Genomic DNA, 16,014 nt, shown 5'->3' on the forward strand with positions numbered 1-16,014 from the left:
CTCATACCGCCCAGCACGCGCAACCCAGCGCGCCCCAAAAGCTCTTCAGGTCGGCGATCGGCAGTTGGCTGCTCCACGCGGTGGCGTGCTGGTGCCCATGGATGGTGCAGTCGTGGGCGCAGCCGCAACTGGCCGCGATCTGTTGCGACTGCGACAGCGCCGCCTTCGGCGCCTCGCCCCAGGCGCCGTAACCACGGAAGCTGCGTGCCGGCGACCAGTCCGGCAACGCCGGCGGCGGCGCTTCGTCGTGTTCGGCGAACGCGCCGCTGGCCCACACCACCTTGCCGCCGACCATGGTCAGCAGCGCGGTGGTATCGGCGATGTCGCTTTCGGCGCAGCCGAAGAAGTCGCGGTCCGGCACCACCAGATCGGCGAACTGGCCGGCCTGGATGCGGCCCTTCTTGCCTTCTTCGTTGCTGAACCAGGTGACGTGCTCGGTCCACATCCGCAACGCGGTTTCGCGGTCCACGCAATTGCGCTGCGGATACAGGCGCAGGCCGCCGACGGTGCGCCCGCTGACCAGCCACGCCAGCGATACCCACGGGTTGTACGAGGCGACGCGGGTGGCGTCGGTGCCGGCCGAGACCTTGACCCCTTTCTCCAGCATGCGCTTGACCGGCGGCGTGGCCTGCGCCGCGCCGATGCCGTAGCGCTCGACGAAATACTCGCCCTGGTAGGCCATGCGGTGCTGCACGGCGATGCCGCCGCCGAGCGCGGCGATGCGGTCGATGGATTTTTCGGAGATGGTTTCGGCGTGGTCGAAGAACCAGTGCAGCCCCTGCAGCGGGATCTCCCGGTCCACGCGTTCGAACACGTCCAGCGCGCGGCTGACGGTCTCGTCGTAGGTCGCGTGTAGGCGCCAAGGCCAGCGGTTCTGCGCAAGGATCCGTACCACGTCCTCCAGCTCGGTTTCCATCTGCGGCGGCATGTCCGGCCGCGGCTGGCGGAAGTCCTCGAAGTCGGCGGCGGAGAACACCAGCATCTCGCCGGCACCGTTGTGGCGGAAGTAGTCGTCGCCCTGCTGGTAGCGCGAGCTGGCGGTCCAGTTGAGGAAGTCTTCCTTCTCCTGCTGCGGCTTCTGGGTGAACAGGTTGTAGGCCAGACGGATGGTCAGCTGGCCGGCGTCGGCCAGTTCCTGGATCACCTTGTAGTCGTCGGGATAGTTCTGGAAGCCGCCGCCGGCATCGATCGCGCCGGTGACACCGAGCCGGTTCAATTCGCGCATGAATTGGCGGGTCGAATTGATCTGGTAGGCGTAGGGCAGCTTCGGCCCCTTGGCCAGGGTTGCGTACAGGATCGAGGCGTTCGGCTTGGCCAGCAGCAGCCCGCTCGGATTGCCCTCGGCATCGCGCACGATCTCCCCGCCCGGCGGCGCCGGCGTGTCCTTGCCGTAGCCCACCGCGCGCAATGCGGCGCCGTTGAGCAGCGCGCGGTCGTACAGGTGCAGCAGGAACACCGGCGTATCCGGCGCGACCGCGTTGAGTTCGGCGATGGTCGGTAGCCGCTTCTCGGCGAATTGGTGTTCGGTGAAACCGCCGACCACGCGCACCCATTGCGGCGCGGGGGTGATCGCCACCTGCCGGCGCAGCATGTCCATCGCGTCGGCGAGGCTGCGCACGCCGTCCCAGCGCAGTTCCAGGTTGTAGTTGAGGCCGCCGCGGATCAGGTGCAGGTGGTTGTCGATCAGGCCCGGCAGCACGCAGCGGCCATGCAGGTCGATGCGCCGGGTGTGCGTGCCGGCCAGCGGCACGATCTCCTCGTCGCTGCCGACCTGCAGGAAGCGGCCGTCCTTGATCGCCACCGCCGTGGCACTGGGACGCGCGCGGTCCAGCGTGGTGAAACGACCGCGGTACAGGATCAGGTCCGGCGCGGTGTCGGTCGCATGCGGCTCAGCCATTGTCGTGTTCTCCCCGTTCCGGTTGCGCCGGCGCTCGCGTGCGCTGCGGCAGTTCGCCGAACACGTGCGGCTTGACCTGGTGGTGGAACCACGCGGTCGGGTTGGCGTCGCTGCGCAGCAGGCGCTGCACCAGCGGCGGCAACTGCTCGCCGAGCAGGATGCCGAGCAGACCGACCAGCGCGATCACCGGCGGCGCCGGCGAGCGCACCTTGAACAGCGCATAGATCACCCCGACCAGCAGGCCCAGGCCCAGCGATACCAGATAGGTCTTCATCGGCGTGCTCCGCTCAGCCTTCGTGGGCGCCGAACATGGTCCGGGCATAGACGATGCCCAGGCCGTAGGCGCCGCCGTACTTGCGCGCCACCTCGGTGGTGGTGGCGTAGGTGTCGGTACGCGCCCAGTCGCGCTGCAGTTCCAGCAGGTATTGCAGCGCGGTCATCGGCCGGCCGCCGGCCTGCACGATGCGCTCGATGGCGCGGTTGTGCGCCTCGGCCGACACGTCGCCGCAGGCATCGGCGATCACGTAGACCTCGAAGCCCTGGTCCAGCGCCGACAGCGCCGGGCCGACGATGCACACGCTGGTCCACAGCCCCGCCAGCACGATCCGCGGCTTGCCGATCTCGTTGACCCGGCGGATCACCGCCGCGTCTTCCCAGGTATTCATCGACGTGCGGTCGAGCAGCGCCTGGCCCGGGAACGGCGCCACCACTTCGTCGAACATCGGCCCGGAGAAGCTCTTTTCCGCGACCGTGGTCAGGATCGTCGGCACGCCGAAGCTGGCCGCGGCGTTGGCCACCAGCGCCGCATTGGTGCGCAGCGCGCTCGCATCGATCGAGTGCGTGGCGAAGGCCATCTGCGACTGGAAGTCGATCATGATCAGGGTGTGGTCGCCCGGGGAAAGCAACGAGGCGCCCGGAACGGGCAGAGCGGCGAGCGGCATGGCGACATCCTGGTGTGCGGGGGAAGCACGATGCTGGCGCGCGCTGGCGGCCGCGTCTTGGAGATTCGTGTCGCTTTGTGCGCAAAGTACGTACCCGTTCCATGCAGCCGCAGCGCTACCAGGCCCAGCGCAACTCCACGCCGACATAGTCGCTGTCGCGCGCGCCGCCCTGGCGCAGCGTGCTGCCGACGTCGTAGCGCACCGCTTCCAGCGCCGCGGTGAGCTGCGGCGACAACGGGCGCTGCAGCCGCAGTTGGGTGTAGCGGCCGGTCCAGCGCCCGCCGTGGCCAGCGGTGCCGGCGACCGGCACAGTGGGCTGCAGGTACACCGCATCGGCGCTGCTCTGCCGCCACAGCAGGCCAACGCCCAGGGTCGCGGTCAGTGCCGGGGCGGCCTGCCACTGCAGCGACGGCTTCACGTGCAGCAGATTGCTGTAGCCGGTGTAGCCGGCGAGCGCGAAGTAGTAGCCGTTAGGGAACAGCGGATTGAACGTGCCCACGCGGCCGTCGCCGGCATGCGCGTCGCCGGACGCGGCATCCAGTTGCAGGCCCAGGCGTGGCTGCGTGGCGAAGCGTTGCAACGTGTAACCGGCACGCGCGCCGACCGCCCAGGCCCGGATCGCCTGCTGGCCGACGCTGCCGCGCTGCGCCATCGTTTCCAGGTCCCAGTCCGCGCCGCTGGCGGTGCCGGCGAAACGCAGGTCGAGCACATGGCGGCGCTCGCGGCCGCTGCCATCCAGGTAATGCGCCTGGTCACGCGCGTACAGCGCGTAGTAGGCGGACAGTTCGTTGTCGCCGAATACCTTGCGCTCGGCGCGCAGTGTGCCGAAGCGCACGCGGCGGCTGGAGCTGTCGTCGAAGGCGTGCGTATCGGCGTACTGCACCGGCTGGCTGAGGAAACCGAGCACGCGCCAGCGCGCGGTTTCCCAATCGGCCCACACCGCATCGAACGATTGGCGCACGTTGGGACCGTCGCGCGAAGACACGAAGCGTTGCAGGTCGAAGGCGAAATCCTGCCGTCCCACGCGCGCCTTGAAGGTGCCGGCGGCGAACGCATGCTGGTAGGCGACGAAGGCCAGACGCAGGTCGAGCCGGTTCTGGTCCGCGCCGGAATGCACGCGCTTGGCATAGGCGCGTACGTCCTCGAGTTGCGCGAACGCCTGCCATTCATCGCCCAGGCGCAGGTCGGCGTGCAGCTGCAGCCGCTGCAGCAGGTAGGCATCGGCCGCGTCGCCGCTGCCCAGGCCGGGCGCGTCGTTCGATTCGAAGCGCTCGCGCAGGTTGGCGCCCAGCGACAGGTAGCGTTGCGGGTCGTCGGCGTCCAACGGCAGATACTTCAAGCGGTCCAGTGGCGCTTGCCGCAGGGCCGGATCGGCAAGCGCCGACCAGTCTTCCTGCCAGCGGTTGGTGCTCGGCTGCGGCCGCGTCGCCGCCACGGCCGACTGCGGCGCCTGTTCCTCGGCACGCACCGGCGCCGAGAGCGCGACCATGCAGGCCAGCGCCAGCAACGCGCCGTGCCGCAGGCGCCCGGCGCCGTGCATGCCCCCGCTCAATGCGCCAGCGGGCTATGGATCTCGGCGACGTAGCCGCCCGGGAACTCCACCACCGCGCTGCGCCGGTCCTGCGCGACGAACGGCGCCACCAGCACCTGCACGCCGGCCGCCTTGGCCTTGTCCAGGGTCTGTTGCAGGTCCTCGACTTCGTAGCCGGTGGTGTCGCGGCCGTATGGATACGGCAGGTGGCCGTCGCTGACCGCCACCGTGGTCTTGCCGAACTCCGAGAGCAGACGGATGCGCCGGTAGTGTTCGCCCGGGCGGCCGATCTCCTGCCCCGGCGCCTGCCGCGCATCGTCCACGAGCTTGCCGTGGGAGAAGACGAGGAAGCTGCGCACGAAGGCGTCGGCGCGGTCCGGCGACAGATACACGCGGTTCTCCGGCAGTGTGCGGAACGCCGCGTACGACGGTGCGGTGGTATGCCAGTACAGCTGCGTGTTGACCCCGCCCGGCCATTGCACCACCGCATCGCGGCCGATCGGATCGGGGAACGGCGCGACCAGCACGTCGGCACCGGCGGCGCGCGCGGCGGCGACGGCCTGGTCCAGGTCGCGCACCAGCAGGCCGTTGCGCTCGGCGCCGAACGGATGCGGGATCGGCGTGGTGAAGCCGAACAGCGAGACCGTGCCGACCGGGGTCTGCAGCAATTGCGAGGTCGTGCTGCTAGGCGTCGGCGTCACCGTCGCCACCACCTGGCGCGTGCTGGTGCCGCCGAAGGTGGCCAGGAAACTGGCGACGAAACGGTCCACATCGGCCGGCGCGACATAGACGTGCGTGGTGTCGTATTGCGGGCCGACCGCGACCGGCGGTGTGGCGGCGGTACGCGCGGCTGGCGGCGCGGCGGACGCGGCGAACGCACTCGGCGACTGCGCGCCGAGCGACAGCACGCTGAGCGACAGCAGGGCGGCGGCGATTTTCAGGCGCATGCGGAAACATCCTCGGCTTGCAGCGAAGACCTGCGCCGGCAACGGCGCAGGCAACCGGCACCCGATGCGCCGGCCTCCGCATGCTGCGCGGCGGCCAAGTGGACGTCTTGGAAATTCGCGCGGTGTTGCGCTGCCTGTATCGGGATGGCCGACATTTATAAGGTGATGCGGCTGACGGCCGCTTCCCCTCCGAGCGAGGACGCCGGATCTTCTGTGCCCATCCGCCCCGCCGCGCCGATTCCAATGGCGCGCCGCGACCGCAATGTGCGGCCGCAGTGCGCCGTCGGATCAGGGCACCTGCACCTGTCCCAGCGGCAAGCGCCGTTCGCTGTCCTGGCCATCGTTCTGCGGGGCGATGTGGCGACGTCCCGGCGCGTCGTCGGCCAGGGCCAGGCGCAGCGCGTAGCTGCCCGACGGTAGCGTAGCCGGAACGGTGAAGCTGGCGCTGCGGCTGAGGGTGGCGCCGGGCATGATCTCGTTGAGCGCGAAGTCGGCGACGGTAGCGCGTGCACGCGTGGTGCCGTCGCTGGCGACCCAGTGCAGTTCCACGTGGTAGCCGTGATAGAGCGGGGCCGAACCGCGGTTGGTCATGTCCAGTTGCAGCGTGGCCTGTTGGCCGCGGGTCTGCGTGTCGGGCCAGCTCGCCTTGGCGACCGCCAGGCGATAGCCCAGGTCGCGTTTGATGTCCTGCAGCTTGCTGGCGTTGCCGCTGGTTTCGTGCGCGCCGGCCGGGCCGAGAAAGCTGAAGTGGTAGTCGCGCAGCAGCTTGCGGATGTCGGCGGTGCGGTTGATCCAGGTGCTCTTCTGGTTGGCGTTGGGACTCTCGCCGCTGATCGGGCTCACCATCCAGTTCTGGCGCGCGGCAGGCACTTCGTTGCTCAGGCCGTACTCCAGGTTCCACCATCCGTCGTCGCTGCAACTGGGCAGCGCCGGACTGAACGCGCTGCAGCTGGCGGTGAAGGACGGGAAGAAATCCTCGTGGAAGCCGAACATCGCCGATCCCACATCGGACTGGCGTGCGTAGCGCGTCTGCAGCGGCGTGCGCTGGAACGCGGCGACATAGGCGTCGCGGATCAAGCTCCGGGTCTGCGCGTTCGGCTGCAGGTCTTCGCAGCCGCTGGTATGCCATTCGCCCCAGAAGCCGAGCAGCCCCACCTGGATGGCGGTGATGCGCGGATCGCCGTCGTAGCGCGCGCCCAACGCCGCCACGAACTGCTGCATCTGCTGGCGCGCCTTGGCGTTGTTGTAGTCCAGGCTGCGGATCGGCCCGTCGCCGTCGCAGCTGGCGCGGACCGCGAAGGGAATGGACAGCGGTTGCTGCTCGAGGAACTTGGGGTAGTCGCGCTCGTTCTCGCCACCGGTGTAGTGGGCGTCGATCTGGCTGCCTGCGCTGTCGGGATAGTCGGCGACCGGGCGCAGCACGAAGGTGGCCAACGGATCGTCGTTGAGGATCGGTTGCAGGTAATGCGTTTCGATCGCCTGCCAGTCGAAGACCTGGTCGGACGTCTCGATCATCCGCCACGGCAGGTACACGTGATAGATGTGCGCGCCATGGAAGTTGTCCACGCCGCCATCGGCGGCGTAGGAACTGCCCCACAGCATGAACCCGCGATGCGGATTGTCGAACTCCTGGGTGGACACCGCCGGACTCAGCGTGCCGGCGTGCGCGCAGGCGGCGCTGAAGATGCAGGCGACTGCGAGGGGCAAGCGTCGGGAAACGGGACGTGACGACATGGGGCGACCTCTTCGTTTTATGGAGGGGTGGAGACGTCAGACAACGTGGCGAGCGCTGGGGATTGCGTTTCCGCCGTGCCGATGCCGGCGAACGGCCGGCACCAATCCGGCACCGTGCGAGTCCTGCGTGCTGGACGGCGCTCGTTGCAGCTGGATGCACCGAACGCACCGCGCCGGCAGGCGTCGTCATGGGCGAAACGGCACCAATGCAACGGAATCGAGCCTAGTCTATGTTTCGTTATGCATCAATCTAGAAATATAACGAAACTATCTTTGTCTACCTGGATGGACTGGATCCTTGATGGCCACCCCCTTTTCATGGCCGGCGCAGCCACAACGGATCGATCCGCGTCGCGTGCGCGGCGATCCGGGCAGACCCTTTAAGGTGCGCGTTGCGCGCCATGCAGGACCAACGACATCGGGCGCACTAGCCGGATCGGCGAACCTGAGGCAGGCAGCGCCACTTCAGGCGCACCACGGCACGCCCGACCTGCCGCATTGCGCGACAGGCCCTGCTTCGATCACGCCGGCCTGTGACACAGGCAGCGCATCGCCATGCGACCGCGGTCAGGCGCTGCGGCGGGTCTGCACCGAGGTCGCGGCGCCGGGCTGCTCGTGTTCGAACGCCACGCGCGCTGCACGGACGTCGCTGTGATGGGCTTCGGCCCAGCGCACCAGTTGCGCCAGCGGTTCGCTCAACGACTGCCCCAGCGCGGTCAGCCGGTATTCCACGCCCGGCGGCACCAGCGGCAGCACCGCGCGCGCGACCAAGCCTTCGCGCTGCAGGTCGCGCAGGGTCTGGGTCAACATGCGCTGGGAAATGTCCGGCACCGCGCGGCGCAATTCGCCGAAACGGTGCGGGCGCTCGGCCAGCAGCAGCAGGAACAGCGTGCTCCACTTGTCGCCGATCTGCGCCAGCACGTCGCGCACCGGGCAGCGGTCGATCGGCATGCCCTCGCCGCGGTAGTCGCGCAGCTTCTGGCTCAGCGGCGGCTCAGTGGACACGGCGGCCAATGGCGCAGAGACGGACATGGCGGTTACCTCGAGGTAATCAGGGGCGGGAAAAGTGCCGTATTTACAGCCCTGCGGCGATCTCTACTATGCACTTGGTTCCTTTTTCAGACCACCGCAGTCCGCTGCACGGCCGCGCCGCTTGGCGAGCGCCGGCAGCGTCCACTCCCCAAGGAAACCCATGTCCCCTCATCCCGATTCCCTGCTCGTCACCGGCGCCGGCGGCCAGTTCGGCCAGCGCGTGCTGGCCCATCTGCTGGACACGCTGCAGCTGCCGCCGACGCGCATCGTCGCCCTGACCCGTCGTCCCGAGACCCTGGCCGCCTGGACGGCACGCGGCGTCGAGGTGCGCCACGGCGACTTCGACGCGCCTGCCTCGCTGGATGCCGCGTTCGTCGGCGTGGCGCGCCTGCTGCTGATCAGCACCGATGCGATCGATCGTCCCGGCCACCGCCTCGCGCAGCACCAGGCGGCGATCGCCGCGGCCGCGCGCGCCGGCGTGCGCCATGTGGTCTACACCTCCTGCCCCGAACCGCAGGATTCGCCGCTGCTGATCGCGCCCGACCACGCCGGCAGCGAGGATGCGCTGGCCGCCAGCGCCCTGCCCGGCTGGACCGTGCTGCGCAACCACTGGTACTTCGAAAACCTGTTCATGAGCCTGCCGTCGGTGCTGGCCTCGGGCCACTGGTACAGCGCCGCCGGCGACGGCCGCATCGCGCATATCGCACGCGACGATCTTGCGCGCGCCGCCGCGGTGGCACTGGCCGGCGGCGGCGAGGCCAAGCGCACGCTGACCCTCAGCGGCGCCCGCGCCTACAGCACCGCCGAGATCGCCGCGTTGGTCGCGCAAACGCTCGGCACGCCGATCCAGGTGGTGCCGGTACCGGTCGAAGGCCTGGTTCAGGGCATGGTCGGCGCCGGGTTGCCGGAGCCGCTGGCGCGCGTGCTGGCCTCGTTCGACAGCAACACCGCCGCCGGCCGCGTGGCCACCGTCAGCAGCGATTACCAGGCGCTCACCGGGCAGGCGCCGCAGCCGTTCGAACAGTGGCTGCAGGCCAACCGCGCGCAACTCGCCGCACTGGCGCCCTGAACGCCGCAGGCAAGTGGGCGTGCCCTACTTGCCGATGCAGAAGCTGGAAAAGATCCGCCCCAGCAGGTCGTCGGCGCTGAGATGGCCGACGATCTCGCCGAGCGCGGCGTGCGCCAGGCGCAGTTCCTCTGCGGCCAGTTCCAGCCGCTCGTAGCCCAGTTCGGCGGCCGCGGCCGCGGCGTGTTCCGCGGCGCGCTGCAACGCCTCCACGTGGCGCGCACGCGCGGAGAATTCGCCGTCGCTGCCGTCGCCGGCGGCATGCCCGGCGATCGCGCGCAGTTGCGCATGCAGCTGTTCGAGACCGCTGCCGGTGCTGGCGGAGACGTAAATGCTGTCTTCCGTCGCTTCCGGCACGACATCGAGCAGATCGCTCTTGTTGTGGATCCACAGCCGTTGCGGCACGCCGGCGATGGCCTCGGCGATGGCGGCGCGGCCGGCGTCCGCATCGCGCGCGTCCAGCACGATCAGCGCCAGGTCGGCGCGCTGCAATTCCAGCCGCGCGCGGCGCATGCCTTCGCGCTCGATCGCATCGCCGCCGTCGCGCAGGCCGGCGGTGTCCACCAGGGTCAGCTCGACGCCGTCCAGGCGCACCGTCTCGCGCAAGGTGTCGCGAGTGGTGCCGGCGATGTCGGTGACGATGGCGCGCTCGCTGCCGGCCAGCGCGTTGAGCAGCGAGCTCTTGCCGGCGTTGGGCGGCCCCACCAGCACCGCGTGCAGGCCGTCGCGCAGGCGCCGGCCGCGTTCGGCGTCCAGCAGCAGTTGCGCCAGGTCCGCGCGCGCCTGCGCCAGGCCGGCGCGAACCTGTTCGCCGCCGAGCGTGTCCAGCGATTCGTCGGCGAAATCGATCGCCGCCTCGGTGTGGATGCGCAGCCGGATCAGGTGTTCGGCCAGGGCCTCGACCCGGCGCGAGAACACGCCGTCCAGCGACCTGCGCGCCGCGCGCGCCGCGCGCAGGTCGCCGGCGGCGATCAGGTCGGCGATCGCCTCGGCCTGGGCCAGGTCCAGCTTGCAGTTGAGGAAGGCGCGCTCGCTGAACTCGCCCGGCCGCGCCGGCCGCGCGCCGAGTTCGCAGCAGCGCGCCACCAGTTGCCGCAGCAGCACCGGGCTGCCGTGCGCCTGCAGTTCCAGCACGTCCTCGCCGGTGAAGCTGCGCGGCGCCGGGAACCACAGCGCGATGCCGTCGTCGAGGGTCTCTCCCTGCGCATCGCGGAAGCGCGCATAGCGCGCGGTGCGCGGTGGCAGCGCGCCCAGGCCGAGACCGGCGCCGATCGCCGCGGCCAGCCGCCCGGACACGCGCACCACGCCGACCCCGCCCGCACCTGGGGCGGTGGCGATGGCGGCGATGGTGTCGGCGGCGTGCGGCATGGCGAAAAACGTCCCGGCGGCGCTGCAGGCTACAACGTCTGCAGCTGGGTGCGCGCGTAGGCCGCCGAGGCGCCGCCCGGCTGCAGTTCCAGGTAGGTCTGGAACGCATGCTTGGCCTTGGCCGCATCGCCCATCTGCCGATAGGCGTCGCCGAGATTGATGTAGGCCACCGCGCGCGAGGGATCGATCTTCAGCGTGTTCTCCAGCCAGCGCGCGGCCTGCGCGTACTTGCCCTGGCGGTAATAGATGAAGCCGAGATTGTTGGCCGCCAGCGCGAAGTCGGGACGCAGCTTCAGCGCTTCGGTGAACTGCGCCTCGGCCTCGTCGTAGCGCTTTTCCTTGTACAGCTGCAGGCCGCGGTCGTTGGCGCGCTGCGCCTGTTGGCGATCGGACAGCGGCCCGGCCGCGACCGGCACCGCCAGCGGCCGCTCGCCGCCCTGCAAGTCCTTGACCACGGTCGGCTTGGCCGCAGGCGCCGCGGCCGATGCTGCCGCCGTGGCGGGCGTGGCCACCGCCGGCACCGCTGCGGCGACGCGATCGTTCATCGCGATCGCCGCCGAGGAGAGCTGCTGGGTATTGGCGGTCAGGAATTCGTCGCCTTCCGGCACCTGCAGCACGAATTCGCCGCCCTGCGAGCCGGGCAGGCTGCCGAACGCCGGCGTCTGCGGCGAAATGCTCGACACCGCCGGCGCCACGTACGCGGCCAGTTCGGTGCCGGTGATCAGGCCGTCGCCATTGAGATCGCCCTTGCCCGACAGCGCCTGCAACAGCACCCAGGTGAACACCGAATGGCCGTTGGGGCCGCTGTCGGCGACCTGCTGGTCGGCGCCGCCGGCGGTGAGCATCTGCCGCGCTACGCGCCGCGCGTTCTCGCGCAGGTAGGCGCCGGTGCCGCCGCCGCCGCGGGTCAGGCCCAGGCCGCTGTAGCAGGCGTCCATCACGAACAGCACGTGCTTGGCTTCCAGGCTCTCGGCGATGTCCTGGATCTCGGTCATCGGGATCGCGTCGGTGGCGAACTGCGCCGGGTCCGAATCGGCCGGCACGATGTAGCCCAGGTCGCGCCCGGAGGCGAGCTTGCGGGTGGCGCCATGCCCGGCGAAGAACACGAACACGCGGTCGTTCTTGCCCACCCCGCCGTGCGCCAGGCGGTCGTGGAACGCGGCCAGGATGTTGTTGCGCGTGGCCTCCTGGTTCTTCAGCACGATCACCTGCGACGACGGGAAACCGAAGCTGCCGGTCAGCGTCTGCGCGATCGCCTGCGCGTCGTTGGCCGCGTACTGCAGCTTGGGCCAGTGCGCGTAGTCGTCGATGCCGATCACGATGGCCCACGACTTGTCGTAGCCGCTGGTCACTGCCGGCGCCGCCGCCTTGGCCGCCGCGCGCGCCACGCTGAAATCGCGCCCGTTCCAGGCGGCGAACTGGTAGCCGTCGGCGCTGAGTCGGTCCAGGATCTGCGGCAGCGCCTTGACCGTGCGTGCGTGAATATCGTGGAACAGCAGGATGCCGCGCTGCTCGCGGCCGACCTGCTCGAGCACGCGCTGCACGATCGACTCAGGCACCGGGTCGGCCCAGTCCAGCGAGTCCACGTTCCACATCACCGACTTCAACCCGGCCTCGCCGAGGATCTGCATGCCCTCGGCGTTGCGCGCGCCGTACGGGAAGCGGAACAGCGGCGCGCGCTTGGCATCGACCGCGCGCAGCATGCGGTCGGTGTCCAGGATCTGGCTGCGCAGCGCGGCGCCGGTTTCCTTGGACAGCTGCGCATGGGTCAGGCTGTGGTTGCCGACCGTGTAGCCCTGCTCCATCAGCTCGCGGCTGACGCTGGCCAACGGCGCCAGTTCGACCTTGCCGTCGGCATCGAGCTTGCCCAGGTTGCGGCCGACCTCGAAGAACGTGGCCGGCACGTCGTAGCGCTTGAGGATGGCGACGATCTCGTCGGTGTACTCGCGGTGCGGGCCGTCGTCGAAGCTCAGCACCACCGTCTTCGGCGGCAGGTCGCGGCCGAACACTTCGCGGTCGCTGTCCTGCATCGACATCGGATACGGGGTGATCACCCCGTAGTCGCGCAGGATCCGTTCGCGCGTGTACAGCGTGCCCAGGTGGGCGACGTAGTCCTCCCACTTCTCGCGCTTCTGCACGATCGCGCGGGTGCGGTCGAAGCGGCTGAAGATCGCGGTGATCTCGCGGTTGTAGGTGCGCTCGATCTCGTCCAGCGCTTCCAGATCCTCGCCGATGCGCTGGTGCAGCTTGATCGCCGGCAGCGAGGAATCCTTGCCGATGCGCGTCTGCCAGTCGGCCAGGATCTCGCGGAACGCCAGGCGGTCGGCGTCGTACAGGTCCGGCGCCGATTCGACGTAGTCGAGCAGCGCACCGACCGCGGCGAAACGCTGCGGGTCCGGCTGCGCCAGCAACGCATCGAACTGCTTGGCCAATGCATCGCGTCGCTCCAGGCCTTCATGGAACAACTGCTGGCCCACGCCGCTGGAAGTCTGCCGCTCGGCCGGCGATTGCTTGGCCTCGTCAGCCAGCAGCACGATGATCTTGCGCTGCGCCGCCAACTGTTCCTGCAGCTGCGTGCGGATCGCCGCGGCCTGCGCCTGCAGCGCGGGCGAACCCGGCAACGGCGTGGCACCGGGGTCCGCCGCGTGCGCAGACGGCACTGCGCCGCCCGTGGCCGAGGCCGTGGACGACGTACTGCGCTGGCAGGCCGGCAGCGCAAGCGCGATCAGGCACAGCGCGGTGAACGGCAGGGAGGCGGAACGGCGGTCGAGCATGGCCCGGGGCTCGCAAGGACGGTGACAGGACAGGCGAGCGCGCAATGCCGCGGCCGCATACGCAACGCCCGCCTGGCGGCGGGCGTTGTCGAAGTTACTTCTTCGCCTTGGCCGGTGGCTTGGCGCCGGCGGTGGCCGCCTCGCCGTGACGCTTGATCATCCACCACTGCTGCAACAGACCCAGCGAACCGTTGGTGACCCAGTACAGCACCAGGCCCGACGGCACGAAGGCCATCATCACGCCGAACACCAGCGGCATGAACTGCATCATCCGCGCCTGCATCGGATCCATGCCCGGGGCCGGCGTCAGCTTCTGCGTGAACCACATCACCGCCACGTTGATCACCGGCAGGATGAAGTACGGATCGCGTGCGGTCAGGTCCTGGATCCAGGCGAACCACGGCGCCTGGCGCAGCTCCACCGATTCCACCAGCACCCAGTACAGCGCGAAGAAGATCGGCATCTGCACCAGCACCGGCAGACAGCCGCCCATCGGATTGATCTTCTCCTTCTTGTACAGCTCCATCATCGCCGTCTGGAACTTCTGCTTGTCGTCGCCGTAGCGTTCCTTGAGCTGCTGGATGCGCGGCTGGAACTTGCGCATCTTGGCGGTGCTCTTGTACTGCGCGGCCGACAGCGGATACAGCATCAGCTTGAGCAGGATCACCAGGCCGACGATCGACCAGCCCCAGTTGCCGAGCAGGGTGTGCACATGGCTGAGGATCCAGAACAGGCCCTGTCCCAACAATGCGGGCAGCGTGTAGCGGCTGTAATCGACCACGCGATCCAGTCCCTTTACCTGCTCTTTAGCGATCTGATTAACCAGCTTGGGGCCGATCCACAGCCGCGCCTCAGTACTAGCGCGTCCACCCGGCGCGACGGTAAAACCTGGGCCACGCACTTCGACCACATGCCGCGGGCCGTCGTTCGATAGCACGAACAGCGCGTCCTGATCGGCCTGCGGAATCCAACTGGTGAAGAAGTGATGCTGCAACACCGCGATCCAACCGCCCTTGATGGTCTGGTTGAGCGGACCGTCTTCCAGGAAGTCCTTGAACGCACGGCGCTGGTAGCCGTCCTGCGCGCTGAACCAGGTGGCGCCGTTGAAGCTGAAGGAATCCGGGTTGGTCATGCCGCGGCTGACGATGGTCGGTACCCGGCTCAACTTGCGGAACACGTAGCCCTGCCAGGGCTTGCTGCCCTGGTTGATGATCTCGTCCTTGATCTGCACCGCGTAGTGGCCGCGCTGCACGGTGTAGACGCGGCGGATGCTGATGCCATCCGGGCCGTTCCATACGAACGGCACCTGCAACGCGTCCTGGCCCTTGACCAGCACGTAGTCCTTGCCCGGCTGCTCGGGGCGGAAGCCGCCTAGGCCCGGCGACGGCGCGTTGTTTTCGCCGACCCAGCCGCTGGTGGCGGTGTACGGGTGCACCGGGTCCTCGGTCAGCAGCGCCACCGGCGGGCTGCCGGGCTGCTTGGTCTGCGGGAACATCAGCAGATCCGCGTCGAACACGCTGCGCCCGTCCAGGGTCAGGTGCAGCACATCGGTGGTGATGGTGACCCGCGGCGCGGCGCCGGCGGCGGTCGGGGTGGCGGCCGTCTCGGGCGTCGTGCCCGGCACGGTAGCGGCACCGGGCACGGTGGCGCGCGGCACGGCAGGCGTGCCGGCGTTGCCGGCATCGGCGTCCTGTGCGGGCGGCACCGTGGTCGCGGCCGCAATGGCGGTCGCATCGGCCGCAGGCGCGGCGTGCTCCTTGTTCCACTCCATCCACAACAGGGCCGCGACCATCAGCCAGGCAAAGATCAGGAAAAGGCGGGTCTGGTTCATCGGACAGGCAAGCTCGGCTCAGCCAGAAACGGGTTCTGACTTGGAAGTGGGGGAAGAAGGAGAGAGGGGCGGCGGCATTGTGCCGTCCGCAGCCGGGGCCGGCAATGCGCCAGCGCGACGCAGCAGGCGCAGATAGGCCTGACGCAGCTGTTCGCCGCTGGCCTGGGCGGCGGCGCTGCGCGCCACCACCACATAGTCGCCCGGCGCCAGCCAAGGCAGCAGATGCCGCGTGGCGTCGCGCAGGACGCGTTTGATGCGATTGCGGACCACGGCGCGCTTGTCGACCTTGCGCGACACGGCAAGGCCGAGCCGCGCAGGGTGATCGGCGCTGCGCCAGTGCAGGCTCATCAGTGGTTCGGAGCAGCGGCGTGCGGCATCGAACACGACTCGGTATTCCGCAGACGTGCGAACCCGCGCAGAGCGAGGAAATCGCCTACGCGGGTCGGGATGCTTCACGGTCCGGATTGCAGGCGCCGCCTGGGGCGGCGAAGCAATCAAGCGCTAAGGCGCTTGCGGCCCTTGGCGCGGCGACGGGCCAGGATCTTGCGGCCGTCGGCGGTCGCCATACGGGCACGGAAGCCATGGTCGCGCTTGCGCTTGAGGTTGCTGGGCTGGAATGTGCGCTTGGTGGCCATCGGGGCGCTCTGTCTGAATGAGGCGGAAAGAACCGGAAATTCTATAGAACCAACCGGGGTGCGGTCAACTGCTCTTTATCCGGCGCCAAGACAGGCGCTGCGCGCGGCCTGTGGATGGATCTGTGCATAGATGCGGGAAAACCATTCCAGACCCTGCGTGCCGATGGTAGTCTGACTCATCCGCTTTCCTCTTTTCACCGGCCGAGTGCGCCGCGATCGTTCGCGCCTCACGCCTGGTCTCTCAATGAATTACATCTG

The 16,014-nt window shown here is 69.2% G+C and carries 13 protein-coding genes; 1 reads left to right on the plus strand and 12 read right to left on the minus strand.

All coding sequences use genetic code 11. The features are described from left to right. Position 1: 1 nt before the first annotated feature. From HEP73_RS22340 to HEP73_RS22370, 7 genes are all read right to left on the minus strand, one after another. Complete coding sequence (locus HEP73_RS22340) at positions 2–1,897, minus strand: amidohydrolase (RefSeq protein WP_185821629.1); 1,896 nt, start codon at positions 1,895–1,897, stop codon at positions 2–4. Then, complete coding sequence (locus tag HEP73_RS22345; RefSeq protein ID WP_185821630.1) at positions 1,890–2,171, minus strand: DUF1427 family protein; 282 nt, start codon at positions 2,169–2,171, stop codon at positions 1,890–1,892. The genes HEP73_RS22340 and HEP73_RS22345 overlap by 8 nt, the downstream gene beginning before the upstream one ends. 13 nt (positions 2,172–2,184) lie before the next feature. After that, on the minus strand, positions 2,185–2,838 hold the full coding sequence (locus HEP73_RS22350; protein ID WP_185821631.1) for an isochorismatase family protein: 654 nt from the start codon (positions 2,836–2,838) through the stop codon (positions 2,185–2,187). Between the two features lie 115 nt (positions 2,839–2,953). Beyond that, on the minus strand, positions 2,954–4,378 hold the full coding sequence (locus tag HEP73_RS22355; protein WP_255423611.1) for an alginate export family protein: 1,425 nt from the start codon (positions 4,376–4,378) through the stop codon (positions 2,954–2,956). Positions 4,379–4,386: 8 nt separating this feature from the next. Beyond that, positions 4,387–5,316 carry a VOC family protein gene (locus HEP73_RS22360; RefSeq protein WP_185821632.1) on the minus strand — a complete coding sequence of 310 codons (930 nt, stop codon included), beginning with the start codon at positions 5,314–5,316 and terminating at the stop codon, positions 4,387–4,389. 288 nt (positions 5,317–5,604) lie between these two features. Further along, complete coding sequence (locus tag HEP73_RS22365; protein WP_185821633.1) at positions 5,605–7,023, minus strand: DUF4832 domain-containing protein; 1,419 nt, start codon at positions 7,021–7,023, stop codon at positions 5,605–5,607. 594 nt (positions 7,024–7,617) lie between these two features. Beyond that, the gene (locus HEP73_RS22370) at positions 7,618–8,001 is read right to left on the minus strand and encodes a winged helix-turn-helix transcriptional regulator (protein WP_345776860.1); all 384 of its coding nucleotides are present in this window, start codon (positions 7,999–8,001) and stop codon (positions 7,618–7,620) included. A 241-nt stretch (positions 8,002–8,242) separates the two neighbouring features. Here HEP73_RS22370 and HEP73_RS22375 point away from each other — a divergent pair, with 241 nt between their 5' ends. After that, positions 8,243–9,151: an NmrA family NAD(P)-binding protein gene (locus tag HEP73_RS22375; RefSeq protein ID WP_185821635.1), complete on the plus strand. Its 909-nt coding sequence runs from the start codon at positions 8,243–8,245 to the stop codon at positions 9,149–9,151. 24 nt (positions 9,152–9,175) lie between these two features. Here the strand turns inward: HEP73_RS22375 and mnmE are convergent, their stop codons facing one another. The 5 genes from mnmE to rpmH form a co-directional block, all read right to left on the minus strand. Then, positions 9,176–10,516 carry a tRNA uridine-5-carboxymethylaminomethyl(34) synthesis GTPase MnmE gene (mnmE, locus tag HEP73_RS22380; RefSeq protein ID WP_185821636.1) on the minus strand — a complete coding sequence of 447 codons (1,341 nt, stop codon included), beginning with the start codon at positions 10,514–10,516 and terminating at the stop codon, positions 9,176–9,178. A 29-nt stretch (positions 10,517–10,545) separates the two neighbouring features. Further along, positions 10,546–13,290 (minus strand): polysaccharide deacetylase family protein, encoded by a 2,745-nt coding sequence (locus tag HEP73_RS22385; protein ID WP_185821637.1) that lies wholly within the window; start codon positions 13,288–13,290, stop codon positions 10,546–10,548. A gap of 94 nt (positions 13,291–13,384) precedes the next feature. Beyond that, positions 13,385–15,121: a membrane protein insertase YidC gene (gene yidC / locus HEP73_RS22390; RefSeq protein WP_185821638.1), complete on the minus strand. Its 1,737-nt coding sequence runs from the start codon at positions 15,119–15,121 to the stop codon at positions 13,385–13,387. A gap of 18 nt (positions 15,122–15,139) precedes the next feature. Beyond that, a complete protein-coding gene (gene rnpA, locus HEP73_RS22395) occupies positions 15,140–15,619 on the minus strand; it encodes a ribonuclease P protein component (protein ID WP_218848573.1) in 480 nt (159 codons plus the stop codon). Beyond that, positions 15,616–15,756, minus strand: a complete 141-nt coding sequence (rpmH, locus tag HEP73_RS22400) for a 50S ribosomal protein L34 (protein WP_003469983.1) — start codon at positions 15,754–15,756, stop codon at positions 15,616–15,618. The genes rnpA and rpmH overlap by 4 nt, the downstream gene beginning before the upstream one ends. Between the last annotated feature and the right edge of the window lie 258 nt (positions 15,757–16,014).

It is taken from the genome of Xanthomonas sp. GW (assembly GCF_014236815.1).
GTDB lineage: Bacteria > Pseudomonadota > Gammaproteobacteria > Xanthomonadales > Xanthomonadaceae > Xanthomonas_A.